The 17,930-nt window shown below is 52.4% G+C and carries 16 protein-coding genes and 1 rRNA gene; 6 read left to right on the forward strand and 11 right to left on the reverse strand.

Annotation, left to right across the window (positions count from 1 at the left end; genetic code table 11):
• Positions 1–23: 23 nt before the first annotated feature.
• Together J2Z70_RS30385 and J2Z70_RS30390 are read right to left on the reverse strand one after the other, a co-directional pair.
• Positions 24–1,643, reverse strand: coding sequence for an extracellular solute-binding protein (locus tag J2Z70_RS30385; RefSeq protein WP_209879124.1), 1,620 nt, complete (start codon positions 1,641–1,643; stop codon positions 24–26).
• 18 nt (positions 1,644–1,661) lie between these two features.
• Entirely contained in the window at positions 1,662–2,564 is a 903-nt protein-coding gene (locus J2Z70_RS30390; RefSeq protein ID WP_209879127.1) for a carbohydrate ABC transporter permease, read from the reverse strand.
• On the opposite strand from J2Z70_RS30390, the gene J2Z70_RS30395 reads away from it, so the two are divergent.
• On the forward strand, positions 2,563–3,141 hold the full coding sequence (locus J2Z70_RS30395; protein ID WP_209879130.1) for a PfkB family carbohydrate kinase: 579 nt from the start codon (positions 2,563–2,565) through the stop codon (positions 3,139–3,141). The two genes, J2Z70_RS30390 and J2Z70_RS30395, sit on opposite strands and share 2 nt — an antisense overlap.
• Positions 3,142–3,254: 113 nt before the next feature.
• Positions 3,255–3,953, forward strand: a complete 699-nt coding sequence (locus tag J2Z70_RS30400; RefSeq protein WP_051478692.1) for a DUF6710 family protein — start codon at positions 3,255–3,257, stop codon at positions 3,951–3,953.
• 74 nt (positions 3,954–4,027) lie between these two features.
• On the opposite strand, the gene J2Z70_RS30405 is transcribed toward J2Z70_RS30400, so the two are convergent.
• Positions 4,028–4,999 carry a LacI family DNA-binding transcriptional regulator gene (locus J2Z70_RS30405; protein WP_209879133.1) on the reverse strand — a complete coding sequence of 324 codons (972 nt, stop codon included), beginning with the start codon at positions 4,997–4,999 and terminating at the stop codon, positions 4,028–4,030.
• A gap of 139 nt (positions 5,000–5,138) precedes the next feature.
• Between J2Z70_RS30405 and J2Z70_RS30410 the strand changes: the two genes are divergently transcribed.
• The 4 genes from J2Z70_RS30410 to J2Z70_RS30425 all read left to right on the forward strand — a co-directional run bounded on the left by J2Z70_RS30410 (position 5,139) and on the right by J2Z70_RS30425 (position 10,696).
• Positions 5,139–6,560 (forward strand): glycoside hydrolase family 1 protein, encoded by a 1,422-nt coding sequence (locus tag J2Z70_RS30410; protein WP_209879136.1) that lies wholly within the window; start codon positions 5,139–5,141, stop codon positions 6,558–6,560.
• Between the two features lie 534 nt (positions 6,561–7,094).
• Positions 7,095–8,567, forward strand: a complete 1,473-nt coding sequence (locus J2Z70_RS30415) for a hypothetical protein (protein WP_209879139.1) — start codon at positions 7,095–7,097, stop codon at positions 8,565–8,567.
• 15 nt (positions 8,568–8,582) lie between these two features.
• Positions 8,583–9,269, forward strand: a complete 687-nt coding sequence (locus J2Z70_RS30420; protein ID WP_209879141.1) for a response regulator transcription factor — start codon at positions 8,583–8,585, stop codon at positions 9,267–9,269.
• A 2-nt stretch (positions 9,270–9,271) separates the two neighbouring features.
• Positions 9,272–10,696 (forward strand): sensor histidine kinase, encoded by a 1,425-nt coding sequence (locus tag J2Z70_RS30425; protein ID WP_340980289.1) that lies wholly within the window; start codon positions 9,272–9,274, stop codon positions 10,694–10,696.
• A 20-nt stretch (positions 10,697–10,716) separates the two neighbouring features.
• On the opposite strand, the gene J2Z70_RS30430 is transcribed toward J2Z70_RS30425, so the two are convergent.
• From J2Z70_RS30430 to rrf, 8 genes are all read right to left on the reverse strand, one after another.
• Positions 10,717–11,190 carry an OsmC family protein gene (locus J2Z70_RS30430; protein WP_076085265.1) on the reverse strand — a complete coding sequence of 158 codons (474 nt, stop codon included), beginning with the start codon at positions 11,188–11,190 and terminating at the stop codon, positions 10,717–10,719.
• 54 nt (positions 11,191–11,244) lie between these two features.
• Positions 11,245–11,829, reverse strand: coding sequence for a DUF421 domain-containing protein (locus J2Z70_RS30435; RefSeq protein WP_209879144.1), 585 nt, complete (start codon positions 11,827–11,829; stop codon positions 11,245–11,247).
• Positions 11,830–11,893: 64 nt separating this feature from the next.
• A complete protein-coding gene (locus J2Z70_RS30440) occupies positions 11,894–12,691 on the reverse strand; it encodes a dihydrodipicolinate synthase family protein (protein WP_209879147.1) in 798 nt (265 codons plus the stop codon).
• Positions 12,692–12,799: 108 nt separating this feature from the next.
• Positions 12,800–13,891, reverse strand: a complete 1,092-nt coding sequence (locus J2Z70_RS30445; protein WP_209879150.1) for a hypothetical protein — start codon at positions 13,889–13,891, stop codon at positions 12,800–12,802.
• A gap of 103 nt (positions 13,892–13,994) precedes the next feature.
• Entirely contained in the window at positions 13,995–15,368 is a 1,374-nt protein-coding gene (locus tag J2Z70_RS30450; protein ID WP_209879153.1) for a HAMP domain-containing sensor histidine kinase, read from the reverse strand.
• Between the two features lie 2 nt (positions 15,369–15,370).
• Positions 15,371–16,030 (reverse strand): response regulator transcription factor, encoded by a 660-nt coding sequence (locus tag J2Z70_RS30455; protein ID WP_209879156.1) that lies wholly within the window; start codon positions 16,028–16,030, stop codon positions 15,371–15,373.
• A gap of 198 nt (positions 16,031–16,228) precedes the next feature.
• Positions 16,229–17,326, reverse strand: coding sequence for a hypothetical protein (locus J2Z70_RS30460; RefSeq protein ID WP_209879159.1), 1,098 nt, complete (start codon positions 17,324–17,326; stop codon positions 16,229–16,231).
• A 527-nt stretch (positions 17,327–17,853) separates the two neighbouring features.
• Positions 17,854–17,930, reverse strand: a 5S ribosomal RNA gene (gene rrf, locus J2Z70_RS34045); the annotation flags it as partial.

Below are 17,930 nucleotides of genomic sequence, written 5' to 3' on the forward strand. Positions count from 1 at the left end.
CATGTTCCGCGGCTAGTTCAGTCTCAGCCTTTATTCTTGAGATAGCTGTCATATCCTCTTTGCTTGATCTCCAGCCATTTGTCCAGCCCGAGTCTGGACAGCTCTGCCTGGTAATCCTTCCATTCCTCTTCCACTTTACCGGTCTTGGTCCATTCCGCGCGCTTGCGGTTCACATAAGCGAACAGGTCTGTCTCAATGGCGGTCAATTCCTTCTGATCCTCCAGGGAGTAGAAGACACGCGGGAAGTTGTTATCGGCCTTCATATAAGGCACCAGCTTCTCCTTCATGAGATCCAGCCGCCAAGCGGCATCATCTGGCTTGGTGGTCACCTTACCGTAGTATTCATCGAGGATCGCCAGCGGACCGCCGATGCTGGTTTTCTGGCGCAATTCAACCGGAGCCGCGCCTTCCAGCGGCAGATGCTTCAGCATTTTGGCCGATTCATCGTATTCAAAAATATTCTGCTGCGTCTCATCCCCATACGTTCCCCAGTTGTCCTCAACCGACTGCTGCGGCTCATAGAGCTGGTCAATCCACTTGGCGGTAAGCTCCAGATTCTTGTTTGAACCGGTAATAACCATCCGTCCACGGTCAAAACCGAAGTTGTTCGTACGGGCTACATTGACCTCTCCGTCCGGTCCGGCAAGCGGCTGCATCAGATCATATTTATCGTTGAACCCGGTAATATTGGCTTTATCCCACTGGAAATAGAGACCGTAGCGCCCGCTCTGCCCTTTGGCCAGATAGGTGTTGTAATCCTGTTCAAACGCCTCTTCGTCGATCAGATCCAGCTGGTACAGCTCGTTCAGATACTTAATGCCCTCTTTATATCCGTCCTGGCCTGCGGTGAAGACCACTTTGCCGTCATTGGTAACCACCGTGTGATCGCCGTTATCCCCGAGACCGAACGAGCCGAACAGGAAGTTCATATCCTCATTGCCGTTATTCAGCACAAAAGACAGCGGGATCTCATCCTTCTGGCCGTTCCCGTTCGGATCATCATTCTTGAAGGCAACCAGCACCTTCTTCAGCTCCTCCGTCGTAGTTGGCATAGCGAGTCCCAGCTTCTTCAGCCATTCCACATTGATCCACGGCATCCCGTTGACCGAATGAATGCTCTCCTTGCCGGAGCCCAGCTCTTCAATCCATGGAAAAGCATAGATATGCCCGTCCTGCGCAGTCATCATCGATTTGTACTCCGGCGCGGCGGCCAGCACCTTCTGCAGATTCGGCATGTATTTCTCGATCAGCTCCTCCAGCGGCACAATCGTTCCGTCCTTGCCCAGGGTCAGCAGATCATAATCCGAATACGCGGCATCGATGATTGCATCCGGCAGGTCGCCGCTGGCTACAGCCAGATTTCTTTTCTCAATAAAAGCGTCGTTCGTGTAGTTGGTGAAATCGATGTGGACCCCGGACTTCTCCTCCAGCCGCTTGTAGATCAGCTTCTCGTTCGGATCGGCAGGCGCCAGCGCTGAGCTCTGGGACATGAAGTGCAGCGATACCTTCTCTTTAAGAGGCAGCGTCACATTCTCCAGCTTGTAATCCTCCGAAGCCGAGGAATTGCTGCCCCCTCCGCCGCAGCCCGCAAGCACGGAAGCCGAGAGTGCCAGCACAGACAAGGTTTGCAATGTTTTTTTCATATGAGATTCCCCCTAATATTATTTAATGGAGCCGACCATGGCACCCTTCTCGAAGTATTTCTGGAAGAACGGATACATCACGATAAGCGGCAGACTGGAGATAACAATGGCAGAATATTTGATCATTTCGGACAATTTCTTAAGCTCCGCCTGGGCCAGTGCATCGGCAATCATGCCGGGCTGCACCTGATTCTGAATCAGGATCGAACGCAGCACCAGCTGCAGCGGGAACAGCCGGGAATCGTCCAGATAAATCATGGCATCGAAATAAGAGTTCCACTGCCCCACGAAGGCATATAAAGCCAGCACGAAGATAATCGGTTTGGACAGCGGCAATACGATCCGGAAGAAAATGCCCAGATCAGACGCCCCGTCGATACTCGCCGCCTGAAACAGCTCCTTGGGCAGGCCCTGGAAATAGGTCTTCGCCAGAATAATATTGAACACGCTGATCGCCCCCGGCAGGATCACCGCCCACACCGTATTCAGCATCCCCAGATCCTTCACGACCAGATAGGTCGGAATCAGGCCGCCGCCGAAGAACATCGTAATCAGGAAGAAGATCATTACCGGCCGCTTCCCGGCCAGCCCCTCAATAGACAGCGGATACGCCGCGAAGACGGAGAAGAATACCGTAGCCAGCGCGAAGGCGGCAGAGTAGAACAAAGCGTTGAAGAAGCCGCGGATCATCGCGTCGTTGCTGAGAATTTTGACGTAGCCTGTAATGGTCCAGTCCGACGGCGCAATGGCCAGCCCCTTGGTAATGAGCACATTCGGTGTTAAGAAGGAGGCCAGCACGACATACACCAGCGGAAACAGAATGACCAGGATGAACAAACCAAGCAATATATACGTGATAACAACCAGAATCCGGTCCTTCCCGGAATATTGAATATCCGCAGCCGTCCGTGAGGCGGCCATGCTTCATTTCGGCTCGGCGACAGCGCTGCTGGCTGATCCCTTCCGCGAGGTCTATATGACGCTCATGGATGAAGCGAAGGCGAACGGACAGTTCGTCTCCTTCGATCCCAACTACCGGGGCGACCTGTGGACCGGGCAGCAGGAGGAATTCATCACGCTGTCCAGAGCCGGTATCTCCAAGGCCGATCTGGTAAAGGTCAGCGACGAGGAGCTGCAGCTGATTACAAGCGAAGCGGACCGTGATGCCGCCCTTGATATGCTGCATGAGTGGGGAGCCGGAGCAGTAGCCGTTACTCTGGGCAAAGACGGCACCCTCATCTCCTCCCCGGACTCCCGGCTGCTGATTCCGAGCATCACCGTGAAGTCCATCGATTCCACCGGTGCCGGCGATGCCTTCATCGGAGCGCTGCTCTGCCGGATCAGCCAGCTGGCCCATCCGGCAGACTTCACCCGCAGCGCGGAGCTGCAGCAAGAATTCGTCACCTTCGCCAACCGGGTGGGGGCGATGGTCTGCACCAAGGTCGGGGCGATTGCCGCGCTGCCGACACTGGACGAGGTCCAGGAATTTGCCGGGTAAGCTGCGGAGCTGCTGTTAAACCAATCTTTACCTGCTGTTTTCATCACAGACAGGGGAGCATGGCACGTAATATGATAAGCACATTATCATATGGTTGAAGGAGCAGCTTTTGCATGACGATGAAACAAGAATTCGATAATCTGATGGCGTTTGCCAAGGATTTAATCAATGAGAATCTCGGCTTTTATTATGATATCAATTATGGTTATTTCCAGCCCGAGACCCATCCGATTGTGGACTTCATCCGGCTGATAGGCAGACGTATTCAGAGCCAGCTCATGCTGATGCCCGCGCTCTACGGGGAGGTCGACCAGATGGAGCGGATGTTCTCGGACAACCTGTTCTTTGATGAATGGGCCGAGGTGACGCTGGACGGACGGAGCTTCCACTTCCTGATGCGGCAGATTGACAACAGCAGCAGAATCATCAACCTGGCACGTGACCTGGTCTTCCCCTCCCCCTGGATTCCCCGCAAGCTGCGCGACAGTCTGATCCGCATCGGTGAAGGTACCCTGAACGGAAGCTGGCGGCAGGATAAGGATCATCAGGTTACCCTCTGGCTCCCTCTTGGCATCTCCTTCGTGGAAGGCTCAGGGCATCATTCCATAACGGCGGGGATCGCCAAGGGCGAAGGGGAGCTCTACCCCACCTCGGTGTATGACATCAGCCTCATCTATGATCACGTGTATACCGACGGCAGATATTACTACAGAACGCATGACCATTCGATTATCTCCGAGGTTCATTTCGTGGAATGCGCCGCTATCTTTGAGATCGGCCGGATCATGGCGGCGCAGAAGATTATTTTCTGAGGGACGACAAACCATAATTCCCCAAACAGCAAAGAAGCCGCGAACCCGCCCAAATCGGACGGTTCACGGCTTATTCAAGTAGTAGCTCTCTGTACGAGCTGAAATTCCAGCTCCTGCTGCCCGGCTTCTGTTCCCCCCAGCTTGCCGAGAATCAGATGCAGCGCATTCTGCGCCTGTGCGCCAATCGGATTATTAATTGAGGTGATCCCCAGCGTATGGGCCAGCTCCGTGTTGTCGAAGCCGACAATCGCCAGCTCCTCCGGTACCTTCACCTTAAGCCTGCGGGCCTCGCTCAGTATCCCTGCCGCTACCATATCATTGGCGCAGAGGATGGCATTCGGAGGCCCGCCAGCAATCAGCAGCAGCCTGCGGATCAGCTCCTCACCCTGCCGGATGGAAAAGATCCCTGTCTGCGACCATTCCTGGTTCACCTCCAGATGATATTTGCGGGCAGCATCCTGATACGCCTGTATCCTCCCGAAGGTATTCATACTGGCCGGCCTGCCCCAAGCATTGGCAATCCGCGTATAACCCCGTCCGATCACATGCTCAAGTCCCAGCATGTACCCGTCATATTGATTCATGGCGACACTTTGAATCTCAGGAAGCTCCATCCGCTGCCAGGAGACAATCGGCCCGTATTTGCAGTAAGAGCCCAGGAGCGCCTGATCGTTAACGCAGGTGCTGATGACAAGCGCATCAACTCTTTTGCGCCGCATATCCTCGAAGGCTTGCAGCTCTTTGGCCGGATCACCCCCGGAGGTATAGATAATCGTCTGATATCCGTGCCGGCTCGCAGTCTCCACGAAGCTGTTCAGAAAAGGCAGCATTACCTCGTTAATCCCCTCCGTTACCATCCCGATCTGCATCGTCTCTCCTGTGGATAAGGAGATGGCATTGCCATTGGGCACATAGTCCAGCTCTTCCATGATCTTCAGGATGATCTCCCGCGTTGCCTGGCTCACATGGGGAGAACGATTCAGCACCCTCGATACTGTAGCTTTGGAGAATCCCGACAGTTTAGCGATTTGATCCAGATTCGACATGATGGCTCTCCTTACATAATTTTTCATCTTTATAATAATACTTGACATGTAACGCGTTACAACATTTAGCATGGCATTATAGGACCTATGAACAGCTTACCATATCTGAATCCATAACTAATAGAAGGCGGGATTATCAATGAATACACCATTTCCTGAAGGCTTCCTGTGGGGCGGCGCAGTCGCTGCGAACCAATTGGAAGGCGCATACAACGAAGACGGCAAAGGCCTGTCCACTCAAGACGTAGCTCCGCAAGGAATCAGGGGCCCTATCACCGAGGTGCCTACCGAGGATAATATGAAGCTGGTCGGCATCGACTTTTACCACCGGTACAAGGAAGATGTTAAGCTTTTTGCCGAAATGGGCTTCAAGGTCTTCCGTACCTCCATCGCCTGGTCGCGAATCTTCCCGAACGGCGACGAGCTGGAGCCTAATGAGCAAGGTCTGCAATTCTACGACGACCTGTTCGATGAATGTCACAAATACGGCATTGAGCCGCTGGTGACCCTCTCCCACTACGAAACTCCGCTGCACTTGTCCAAGCAGTATGACGGCTGGGTGAACCGGCAACTAGTCGGCTTCTATGAACGGTATGCCAGAACGGTATTCACCCGCTACAAGGATAAAGTGAAGTACTGGCTGACCTTCAACGAGATCAACTCCATCCTGCACGAGCCATTCATGAGCGGCGGGATCTATACACCGAAGGACAAGCTGAGCAAGCAGGATCTGTACCAGGCCATTCATCACGAGCTGGTCGCAAGTGCTACAGCGGTCAAAATCGGACATAAGATCAATCCGCAGGCCCAAATCGGCTGTATGATCCTAAGCATGCCAACATATCCGCTCACCCCTAACCCGGACGATGTCATTGCGGCAATGAAGTCAGAGCATATGAATTACTTCTTCGGAGATGTGCATGCGAGAGGCGTGTACCCTGGCTATATGAAACGTTACTTCAGAGAGCACGGCATTGAGATTCACATGGAGCCTGGCGATGCGGACATTCTCAAGCATACCGTTGACTTTATCTCGTTCAGCTATTATGTGAGCATCTGTGAGACCGGAGACAGCAGCAAACGTACCCAGGAAGGCAACCTGATCGGGGGCGCACCTAATCCATACCTGAAGGCTTCCGAATGGGGCTGGCAGATTGACCCGCAGGGTCTGCGCTATGTGCTGAATATGTTCTATGACCGTTACCAGAAGCCGCTATTTATTGTGGAAAATGGACTCGGAGCCAAGGATGAGCTGATCACCGGCGAAGACGGCGTGCCAACCGTCAATGACGACTACCGGATTGAGTACCTGAATGACCATCTGGTGCAGGTGGGCGAAGCCATCGAGGACGGCGTTGAAGTCATGGGCTACACCTCTTGGGGCTGTATTGACCTGGTCAGTGCGTCAACCGCTGAACTAAGTAAACGCTACGGCTTCATCTATGTAGATCGCCACGACGACAATACCGGAACCCTGGAGCGCTACCGCAAGAAATCCTTCCACTGGTATAAGGATGTTATTGCTACCAACGGACAGAGCCTGCGGCGCTCAGGCCAATAGAATAGCCAGACAATACAGGTTGTCCCGAAAAGCCATAAAAAGCTGATTGGGACAGCCTTTTTTTTCATGGAAAAAGATAGCTTCTTGCGTTCTTCATGGCTTCAGATACAGGCTGCAGGATCCATTCCGCCCAGCCTGGGTTAGACTGTAGGAATGGTAGCAATAGCGGCCCATTCTGCTGTTCTTTGCCTGCCCCTCCCCCCCAATAACTGAAGATATCAATTTCAGTTGAATAAGCCATTAACAAAAAGCTGGGAAGGAGCGGAGGGGAAATTTGGAACTGTAGGAGCGGTAGCGACCGCCTTTGTATACGGATTTCAACCGCAACAGCGGCTTGAATCAAGAAATCTGTATACAACAGCGGCCGAAAGTCCAAAGTTCACCGCAGTCGACGAGTTTAAGCTTTGCGTTACCGTTCCTGGCTTTTCACCTCATAGAATATCTTTCAGTTATCCCCCTTTACCATTTTGAAACTAATTGCCCGAAAGGTTAGGATATACTAGCCACAGATGAATCCTAAGGAGCGTAACTGTAATGAACAAATATACCTTCGGCCTCAGCAGCCTCTTATTCTTAAGCCTGATTGCCTCCGGCTGTGGAACCATGAAGACGCCAAGCGATCTGCTTCAAGCCCCGGCACAGGGGAATAGCGACGGCAATCTTACCGGAATCGTCAAATCCTTTCTACCGGCCAACGCGCATTTAACGGTTCCCATCCACTCGGAATCCGGCAGTGCGATTCAATTACAGGATCTGGACAAGGACGGGCAGGAGGAGCTTCTCGCCTTCTACAAGACAGACAAAACCGATTACGAGATCAATACCCTCCTCCTCTCACAGCAGAACGGCAAGTGGACCAAGCTGGCTAACCTTACCGGGGTAGGCAGCGAATTGAATGAAGTGTCCTTCACAGATGTTACCGGTGACGGAGCGGAGGAGCTGCTGCTCGGATACGGCGGCGGGGAGGGCTTAAGCAAAGAGCTGGCGGTCTACAGCCTAAGCGGCGGCAAGCTGACGGAGCTGCTTAAGCAGCCTTACGACCAGTTGGTCCTTGGCGACCTGACCGGGAGCGGCCATACCGACATTGCCTTGCTTCAGAGTACCTACACCACAGATAACCTCCGTGAGACCCATCTCCTGTTGCTCCGGCTCAAGGACGGTACGCTGCAGACCTTATCTGACCAGAAGCTCGATGGTAATGTCATCGAAGCCCAGTTCGGCAAGGCGTCCCCTACCCGGGAAGCAATCGTCATCGATGCCGCCATTGGCGCACATGCTTCCTATACTTCACTGCTAACTTGGGAAAAAGACAGGTTTACTGATATACTGGCAACAGATGATTATCAGCGTACTGCGCTCGCTGCAAGCAAGGATCTGGTGCTATCTCCGCCAACCGTCTCTCCTGACCTGCTTGGCAGCAGCAGTATTGCAATTAAGGACTACCCGCAGTCCAGCCTGGATGTGAATAATGACGGGATCTTGGAATTCGGCTTCCTGGTGCCGCCAGCCGGTACGGAGAGCATGGCTCCCTTGGCGACCCCATTCATCACCAAATATTATCAGTGGGACGGACAGACCGGCCTGACCTTCGTGCAGGAGCAGTTCGACCGCTGGGGCTTCAACTTCCATATTCCCAAGTCCTGGGCGGGCCAGACCCTGCTGGAGGTTCCGGGAGAATCACCCCAGCCCTGGGAGAAGCTCCAGTTCAGCTACAAGAATACCGGGTCTGCTGTGAAGGCTCCGCTGCTGGAGCTTCGCCTGCTGACGAAGAAGGCATGGGCTGCCGCAGAGGTCCAGCTGAAGGCTGAGAATAGAGAGTATAAGCTGCTGTATGAGCAGGGGAACTCTAACAATGACACGGAGCCTACCCTATTCGTTGCCGTAATGCCCGCAGCGGATGCCGCCGGCAAGCTGCAGGGGGCCGATCTGCAGAATTATAATCAGCTGAAGCTTACATTAGATGAAGTCGTTCAGCTGGCCGGCACACCCCAGAAGCCCCGGCAATAAGAAGGAGAGCTGTTCATGAAAGTGCTGATACTGGAAGATGAGAAGCCTATCCGTGATCTGCTGTGTATCAACCTTAAGCGGGCAGGCTTCGAGATCGCGGAGGCTTCTACCGGTGAAGAGGCGCTGCGCATTGCAAGAGAACAGAGAGATTTTGACATCGCGATTCTCGACCTGATGCTGCCCGGACTCAGCGGGTTCGAGGTGTGCACCCTTCTGCGGACACACTTCCCCCGGCTGGGAATCATTATGCTCACCGCCAAAAGCCAGGAAATCGACAAGGTCATGGGCCTGGAATCCGGCGCAGACGACTATGTGGTCAAGCCCTTCAGTCCGGTGGAGCTGGTCGCCCGGGTGCGCTCGCTCTACCGCCGGATGTATCCGGGAGAAGTGCTGCCGCAGGAGAATCTTATCGAGCTGCCGCCTTTTACACTATTGCTGGATGAACGGAAATTATTGAAGGACGGGCAGGATATCCCGCTGACCCCAACCGAGTTTATGATCGTTAAGCTGCTGATGGAACAGCCGAACAAGGCCATGAACCGGGATGATATTCTGACAGCCGTATGGGGGCAGTACTTCATGGGGGATCTTAAAATTGTAGATGTGAATATCAGCCGAATCCGCCAGAAGATCGGACAGGAGTCCTCCGGGCCGCAGTTCCTCGAGACCGTGTGGGGATTCGGATATATTTGGAGGGGCTAATTGTGCTGAAGGGAATCAGGTCCAGACTTATCGTCTATATTACCCTTGTGCTGCTCCTGATCGTGCTGCTGCTGGAGGGAGTGTTCATCGCTGCTGTCCACTATTATTATCTGGGCAGTGCGATGGAGACATTGAATACAAGGGCCACGACTTCAGCGACCTTTTTCAATAAGTATCTGGAGAGTTATAGCTTGAATGAGCGGGCGCGTTATATTCTGGAGAATCTCTCCCCTGAGGAGAGCAGTAAGGTGGAAGTGCTGAGTCCAGCTGGGCACGTGGTCATTAATTCCTTCGGCTTCTCCAGTACAGAGCAGGTGAGTACCCCTGATGTGAGAGCAGCTCTGACCAGCGGCAAAGGAAGCTTTCAGAGCATCAAGCCAGTGAACGGGGAACGAATTATGGCAGTCTCTATCGCGCTGAAGGAGTCGGGGAGCACAATCGGCTTGCTGCGGTACTCGGTCTCGGCAGAGCCTTTATATCATGTTATTATCCGGATCGCGCTCAATGCAGCCGTCATCGGACTACTCGTCATTGGATTCGGCTTCATGCTCAGCCTGATTATCGCCAAACGGATCGTAGGGCCGATCCAGCAGCTGACCGGGGTCGCCAAGGAAATGGCCACCGGTAATTTTGCCGTCCGGGCAGCGAGGCGCTATGACGATGAAGTCGGCACCCTTGCGGTAACACTGAATTATATGTCGGAGGAAATTCTCAAGAGCGAGAAGCTCAAATATGATTTCATCTCCTCCGTCACCCATGAACTGCGGACCCCGCTTACCTCCATCAAAGGCTGGGGGGAAACGCTGCTGGTCGGTGATTTATCAGATAGGCAGGAGATCCTGCAGGGGCTTGAGGTCATGACCGGGGAGACAGACCGGCTGATCGGACTGGTGGAGGATCTGCTCGACTTCTCCAAATTTCAGGCCGGAGAGATCCGCATTGTGCGCCAGCCGTATGATCTCAGAGGCCTGCTGGAGGATCTGCTGCTGCAATTCAGATACCGGGGACAGACGAAGCAGATCCGCCTCTACGCCGACCTTCCCGATCAGCCGCTGCCGGTGGACGGTGATTTTAACCGGTTGAAGCAGGTGTTTGTCAATTTGCTGGATAATGCGTTCAAGTTCACCCCTGCGGAGGGTGAGATCCGCCTTACCGCAGTGCTCGAAGGCGAACGGATAATCGTCACCGTGGCTGACAACGGCGAAGGCATCGAGGCCGCGGATCTGACGCAGCTTGGCACCAAATTCTTCAAAGGCCGCTCCCGTCAGTCCGGCAGCGGCCTGGGCCTCGCCATCTGCAAAGAAATTATCGAGCTGCATGACGGGCGTCTGCGGATCGAGAGTGAGTTCACCAAAGGAACCTCGGTAATTGTTGAGCTGCCGCGCTACGAGGTGGAGCAGCATTTTGCATCACCAGTGCAGCTTTAGCTCTGTATCCCCCTGTGCTACTATAACTCTACCCGGGCTTGTCCGCTCCCGTGCGCGATTTCCACAACTGGCTTAGTCTCTATAGAGACGTTACCGGCCACGGCTCTGGAGATCATACAGGAGGCTTCAGCCTTATGTGCCAGCCGCTCTGCCATCTTAAGCTGCGCCGGTGTCGCACCAGCCTGGAGCACAATGCTAGGCTTGTGCACGATCTTTTCGTACGTGAACACATTATTCGTGACATCTACTGTCGCTTCAGACGCCAGGGTCAGGGCCTCTGGAACAATCTCCGAACGCTCCAGCATTGCGGCCAGAGTAATCAGGTAACAGGTCGCTGCTGCACCCAGCAGCATCTCATCCGGGTTCGTGCCGGTTCCCGGACCGCCCATCTCCTGCGGAATCGATATAACCGTCCGCAGTCCGCCCGCATCAATATGCCCTTCGCTGTTCCGCCCTCCATTCCATACCGCCTTCAGGTGAAAAGGATGCTTCATCTCACTCCGTCCTTTCTTTTCTGCTTAGCTGATTTTACAGCCATCTCTACACTTCTACTGCAACTTAATCTCGTCAAAAAGCCCCGTCTGCTGATCAGGCTGATCCAGGTATGCAGTCTCATTCGCTGGACAGCTTCCGCCCAGGTACGTAGCAAAAAGCGCCTCTACCTGGGCCATAGTGACCGGCTTTGCGGAATCCTGTAATTCATATCCGAGCTGGCCGTTAGGCTCAATCGTCGCCGTTTTGACATCGCTGAGCCTGGAGATACCCTGTCCCCGCAGGCTCATCTCCAGCTCATCGACGGTTAATCTAAGCTTCCTCAGATTCTTAGGCTGAAGCTGTCCCTCCGCAATAACAATAACCGCAGGCCCCTTAATTAGCCGCTCAAAAGCATTCCACCGTACCTGCAGCCATTCCACTATAATTAACACTATGATGAATACGGCTGCTGCAACTATAGTAATCAGAATACTATGATCGGCGATCGGCTGCACAATAATCGTCCCAATTGAGATCATGGCGATCGTCGTAGGAATCGTCATCTGCGAGATCGATTTGCGGCCGGCCAGCCGCAGCACCAGCATCCCGACAATGATCAGCACCAGCGCCTTCCAGATTTCGCTCCAGATTTCATTCATCGCTCCGTCTCCTTTTGACAGTAGATAGGCTAGCTTTTGTCTTACAGGAGGCGAATATGCATATCTAGAGAATCGGAGCCCGGCACACGCCCGCCGGAATCCCCAACCGGTTGTAATGCTGCTTGATGTTGACAAGCGCATGCCCGCTGAACACCTGCGCCACTATGTCCTCCAAAGGTCCAGCCTCCACCTGCTCCTTCCGCAGCAGACGCTCCACCGCGCTCTTGATCTCCAAGGGGTATAGATTTCCCGCCACACTGGAGAGGCCATTACAAGGGCCTGCGGCGAAATTCTCCACAAGCCTCATATCCCCTGCTGCAAAAAGAATGAACCCCTCCGGATACTCCACTCCCACATGCCGCTGCAAATCGCCTGTTTCCTTGTAGCCGACAATATTCGGATGGCGCAGGATTAACGTGTACAACGACTCCGGGGTCAAATCGAATCCGGTTCTTCCCGGATTATTATAGAGGGCAACAGGCTTAGAAGTATGACTAAGCAGTACCTCCACATAAGCAACCGCCTGTTGCTGCGTAGGCCGGATATACGGGGGAAATCCGATCAGCAGCACATCCATCACTGATGTCTCCACCGCCTGCACCAGCCGGACAGCATCACGGGTTCTTATCGCGGACACGCCGAAGATCAGCTCCATCCCCGGAGTACGCTCTTGATTGAAATATTCAATAATTTCTAATCTTTCCTCAATACTCAGCGAATGCTGCTCGCCAGTACTTCCTGAGATCAGCAGGGATTCGATGCCGTTTTGCTGCTGGTAAGCCACGATAGGCGCAAATCCGTCTGTATTCAGACCCTCATCCCCATGAAAAGGCGTTGGAATCGCCACATTTAATCTTTTCATCCCCTCACCCCTTCCTTTCTTCTATCTAATGTAACAAAAAATCCCGATGAATCAAGAGAGACTTGATCATCAGGATAAATTCAGTTCTATAGCAACACTGCTTCCCGCTTACTTAGCCTTACCGGCAGGCTCATAGATCAGACAACGCAGCTGTTTACCCGGATAGCGGAATTCCGCATTATATTTGCTGCCATCTTCCAGTAACACATCCACGGCCACCATCCCGCGTTTATTGTTTACCTCAGTGCCCGTCAGATACGCCTTCACTATCTTTCTTTTCTCTCCCTGCTTGTCCTTTACAATCCGGGTAGCTTCCTTTACCCAGCTGTCATCCTTCTTCATGGCAGCCGCAGCTGCCGTGTCGATAGGGGTTCTTTTCATCACAGAGTTAAAAGCTGTCGTATCTGCCACCACCCCGGTGTCAGGATCGATCTGCACACTATATTGCCAGTATTCCTGACCTTGTCCAAGCAGAGTATGCGACTTATATGGTTCAGAGTGAACCGACCAAAATGAGGGTATGCCATGACCCGGTTCAACCAGCATAACATTTGTTTTCAGCTTGGAGATATCGGCATCGAACAGCTTGCGCACACTTTCAGCCGCCCGTGCCTGTACTTCAGCCTTGCTGAATTTCTCCGGTACGGCCACAACAGGAGCAGTTATATTACGTTTGGATGCCACAAGATTAAGCCGGTAGGACCAGTCAATCATTTGCAACAGCTCTTCATCCGTCCAGGTGCGCTCCGGTTGATAATACGTATTGGTCTTTATATCGAAATACACTTCTCCCTGCCCCGCCTGTAGCGGCAATGGCTTCTGTGGCCGCACACCATCATAGACATATTGATCTTCCAGCACCCGCCTGCGGTTGATCTCCGCTTCGGTCATTTCCCGGCCTGAAGTGTTCGGATCGCCCGGTAGCTCCATATAGTCGTAGATTTGCTGGATCTGCTCCTCTGTCATCTGCTTCAGCAGCAGATCATCATTCACGGTAGATACCGGCACGGGTGCCTCCACCTTCAGCACAGGAACGGCGCTTCCTGCCGGACTTGCCTTAGCACTGACCGGAGTTGCCGTACTGTACTTTGCGATGACTGCTGAGTTCGCCAGACTGGGGACAAGAAGTCCGCTGAATGCAAACATACCGCCTGAGCATAGGACAACTGCCATAGTAACAGACCACTTTTTCTTGTTCAATTTTATTACCTCCATCGGGATTCAGGATATTAACTCTATCCATAGCTTAATCCCGGGATATTATAGAGTAGAGGAGCAGTTGTTATGGAGTTGTAAAATAGCTTCACAAAGTGGAGCTTAAAAAAAGCCGGATGCTCGTCCCCTCACCAGGAGCAGATTGCAGCTCAACTCTGCCCTGATGCGCTTCGGCAATCTGGCGGCATAGAGAGAGACCCAGACCCGCATGGCCATAGGCCCGCGAACGTGAAGAATCTGCACGGTAGAAAGGCTCAAATGCCCGCCTGCTCTGCTCTTCTGTCATTCCACTCCCGCTGTCCTGTACTTCAAGCACCCCTTCTCCGTCCTGCTGATAGGCCAGCACACGGATCGTCTGCCCTGGCCGGGACACCGGAATCGCATTCTCGATCAGATTCACCAGCAAAGCTGCCAGAAGATCAGCATCTCCCCATACGGCAGGAATGGAGCTATTCATCTCAAGCAGCAATCCGTTATCTCTCACCCTCTGCTGCTCGGTCTGGGCCACAGTGTCGAATAGCGAAGCCACATCTACCTCTGCCAACACCAGCGGCTGATGCCGCAGAACGGATAGATCCAACAGCTTGAAGGCCAGATTCTTCAGCCGCACCGTCTCACTGAGAATATAGCGGCCCGCTTTGACCTGATCGTCCTGATCTATGTTAGCTGTGGTCAGCAGCTCCGCAAATCCCTGCATACTGGTTAGCGGTGTCCGCAGCTCATGGGCTAGATTATCGACCATCCGCTGTTTATCCTCAGCCATGCCTGCAAGATCGCTCATCCGCTGCTCTATCACAGTAGCCATCTTGTTAAAGTTGAAGGCCAGCTCCCCGAATTCATCCCTGCTGTTCAGCTCCACACGCTTGGAATAGTCGCCTTCGGCAATCGTCTTTGTCGTCTCCGACAACAGCTTGAGTGGCTTAGTCAGATGCCGGATCAGAAGGTAGAGCAGTACCACAAGAAGCGGCCCTACAATCCAGTTAATCATCACAAAAAAACGGTTAAGCTCCTCCTGCTGAGCGTACAGCCCGCTGATATCGCGCTTGTATACCAGTTCCAAATGTTGATAGGGAGCCGGGAGCGGCATCGCTAACGTCATGATATGTTCTTCCTGTGCTGCACGCGTCTCCTCCTGACCGGGACTCACCCCGTCCTCAATGGGATACAGCAGCCGACCATTCTCACGTAGTTCCAATCCTATTCCCTGTTTGCGGTAATGCTGACCATAAGATTGAGTCACGCTTACCAGCAGTTCAGGGTTGAGCGACATCCCTCTGAACCGATTGGATTCCAGATTCTCATATATACTGTTTGTAATCAGCAGTTGCTCGCTGGCCGCGCGTTTACGCTCACTCGCCATGTTCAGCTGCCAGCTTTTTTTCAACACCATCACGACACTCACATCAAGGGCCGCTATAAACAGCACCAGGACAGCAAGAAGAATCTTATGCCAGAACCGCATGGCTAGACCTGAACTTCCAGCCGGTAGCCCAGCTTGAACACGGTTTTGATCCGTTCTTCCCAGCCCAGCTTTTTGCGCAGCTGCCGGATATGTACATCCACAGTACGGGTATCACCCGCATAATCATAACCCCATGCCAGCTCCAGCAGCTTCTCTCTGGAAAGAGCAATATTCCGGTTACGGATCAGCACTTCAAGCAGCTCGAATTCTCTGGCCGTCAGATCCACCAGCAGCTGATCCACCCACACCTGACGCTCCGTGAACCGGACTTCAACCCTATCGCATACAAAAGCAGAGGCGGCCTGTTCATTCCTCCGCAGCACGACATTAATCCGGGCCAGCAGCTCCAGAATCTCAAAAGGCTTAATAATATAATCATCCGCACCCAGCTCGAAGCCCCTGATCCGGTCAGAGAGTGCACCCCGGGCCGTAATCAGAATCACCGGAATCCGTAGTGGCGCAATCTGCTCCATCACCCCGAACCCGTCCAGTCCGGGAAGCATGACATCCAGCAAGATTAGATCCGCACGCTCCTTCTCCAGCATGTCCGCTACCTCCGAGCCGCTATAGGCTTTGGCATACGTATGTCCCACCAGCTTAAGATTCATCGTTATTAAATCATTAATCGCCTGTTCATCCTCAACAACAAGTATATGAGCCATCTGTCGAATATCCTCCTAACTCTGTAGCCACAGAATACCCTTTCATAGGTAACCTAATCTTAATCATACCAGATTCCAAAGCATCCATAACCTATAAGCCGAACCTGACCTTACACAACCGCTTGCCAAAAAATCCTGACAAATCAAGAACTGCTTGATCGTCAGGACTAGTTTGTTCATTGAACATAAGCTTCCCGCTTATTTCCCCTTATCGGCAGGCTCATAAATGAGGCAACGCAAAATCATACTCGGATAGCGAAATTCCGCATTATATTTGCTGCCGTCTTCTAATAACACATCTACCGCAACCATTCCGCGCTTATTGTTCACCACGGTATCAGTCAGATATGCCTTTGCGATTTTCCTTTGCTCACCTTGCTTATCCTTAACAATCCGTATAGCTTCCTTGATCCAGCTAGGATCCTTTTGGACTGATTTAGCCGCAGCCTCATCAATAGGCGTTCTTATCGCTGCCAAATTAACTGCTGTCGTATCCACTACCACTCCGGTTTCTGTATCGATAATCACATGGTAATTCCATACCTCCTGTCCTTGTCCCCGCATGGTCCGCTCCTTGTAGGGAGAAAAATACACCCACCATTGGGAAGGAAAGCCATATTCCGCTTTTCTCAGATTAGTTGCCATTTGCATCTTAGACACATCGGCATCGTAGAGCTTACGCACACTTTCAACCGCACGCATGATGAATTTAGATTCGCTGTACTTTTGAGGAAGAACAGGTTTTTCCGGAAAGCGTAGAGAGGCTGCAGACGCCTGGCGATAGTTCCAGTCTATAAGCTGCAGCAGTTCTTCATCGGTCCAAGTTCTATCTGGAACGTAGAGCGTATTGGTCTTTAGATCCAGATATAAATCTCCTTGTCCCGCCTCGAAGGGCAGGGGCTTCTGAGGCCGAAGGCCATCATACTCATACTGATCTTCCAGCACCCATTGACGCTTAGTTCGAAGGTTAAGCTCAGATTCGGTTTGATCCTGGCCGCCAACTACCGTGGGCTCAGGTGCTTTACTCAGAGAATCATAAATTTGCTCCATTAGCTCCTTGTTCATATTCTTCCGCAGGTAATCATCGACAGTAGATACTGGCACAGGTGCCGCTACTTTCAATACAGGAACTGTACTCTCCGGCAGTGTCAGTCTGAGATCATTCTGTGCTGCTGCGCTGCCTTTGGTGACAACAGCAGAGTTCACTAAGTTCGGGACGACAACAGCACTGATGGCGAATAACCCTCCTGCACATAACAGGACTGCTATAGAAGCAGACCACTTCTTCTTATTCAACGGGATAACCTCCACAGGAGTATAGTATTTTCTCTACCATTACCCTACTCTCAACATGTTATAAAGTAGAGTGACAGTTGTTATGGAGTTGTAAAAAGAGACCCTCGCCCGGAATAGAACAAACTTACCCTGCGGGTGAAGAATGCTGGTACCTCAACGCCTTCTGGTAGAATACATCCAGCCCATAGGCTATTTTCTCTCTCATCGGCCGCTTGTAAGGAGCAGCAATGTTGCACTTTTTTCAAGAATTCTTTAAAAAAGTTACGGGCTACGCTACATTGTTGCATTATTTGCACAAATTTCGGTGATTAGAGCAAGTTAGCGCTGAATTTGTTGCATTTCGTGCAGGATTTCAGCATAGACCTCTTCTACGGGGCAGCATTGTTGCACTTCTTGCAGGATTTCTTTATAAATGTTACTGGCTGTGAAGCATGGGACCCATCCCTCGGCGCAGCAGCACCTATTATGTTCAGATTTCCTAAAAATACAAAAAGACCACTGTCGAGTAATCAACAGTGGTCTTGTGTGCTTGGCAACGTCCTACTCTCCCAGGACCCTTCGGTCCAAGTACCATCGGCGCTGGAGGGCTTAACGGTCGTGTTCG

The organism is Paenibacillus silagei, assembly GCF_017874735.1.
Taxonomy (GTDB): domain Bacteria; phylum Bacillota; class Bacilli; order Paenibacillales; family Paenibacillaceae; genus Paenibacillus_AQ; species Paenibacillus_AQ silagei.

Bases quoted from the DNA above. Each gene is read 5' to 3' on its own strand.
- J2Z70_RS30385 (WP_209879124.1), bottom strand. From the start codon at position 1,643: ATGAAAAAAACATTGCAAACCTTGTCTGTGCTGGCACTCTCGGCTTCC.
- J2Z70_RS30395 (WP_209879130.1), top strand. From the start codon at position 2,563: ATGCTTCATTTCGGCTCGGCGACAGCGCTGCTGGCTGATCCCTTCCGC.
- J2Z70_RS30390 (WP_209879127.1), bottom strand. From the start codon at position 2,564: ATGGCCGCCTCACGGACGGCTGCGGATATTCAATATTCCGGGAAGGAC.
- J2Z70_RS30400 (WP_051478692.1), top strand. From the start codon at position 3,255: ATGACGATGAAACAAGAATTCGATAATCTGATGGCGTTTGCCAAGGAT.
- J2Z70_RS30405 (WP_209879133.1), bottom strand. From the start codon at position 4,999: ATGTCGAATCTGGATCAAATCGCTAAACTGTCGGGATTCTCCAAAGCT.
- J2Z70_RS30410 (WP_209879136.1), top strand. From the start codon at position 5,139: ATGAATACACCATTTCCTGAAGGCTTCCTGTGGGGCGGCGCAGTCGCT.
- J2Z70_RS30415 (WP_209879139.1), top strand. From the start codon at position 7,095: ATGAACAAATATACCTTCGGCCTCAGCAGCCTCTTATTCTTAAGCCTG.
- J2Z70_RS30420 (WP_209879141.1), top strand. From the start codon at position 8,583: ATGAAAGTGCTGATACTGGAAGATGAGAAGCCTATCCGTGATCTGCTG.
- J2Z70_RS30430 (WP_076085265.1), bottom strand. From the start codon at position 11,190: ATGAAGCATCCTTTTCACCTGAAGGCGGTATGGAATGGAGGGCGGAAC.
- J2Z70_RS30435 (WP_209879144.1), bottom strand. From the start codon at position 11,829: ATGAATGAAATCTGGAGCGAAATCTGGAAGGCGCTGGTGCTGATCATT.
- J2Z70_RS30440 (WP_209879147.1), bottom strand. From the start codon at position 12,691: ATGAAAAGATTAAATGTGGCGATTCCAACGCCTTTTCATGGGGATGAG.
- J2Z70_RS30450 (WP_209879153.1), bottom strand. From the start codon at position 15,368: ATGCGGTTCTGGCATAAGATTCTTCTTGCTGTCCTGGTGCTGTTTATA.
- J2Z70_RS30455 (WP_209879156.1), bottom strand. From the start codon at position 16,030: ATGGCTCATATACTTGTTGTTGAGGATGAACAGGCGATTAATGATTTA.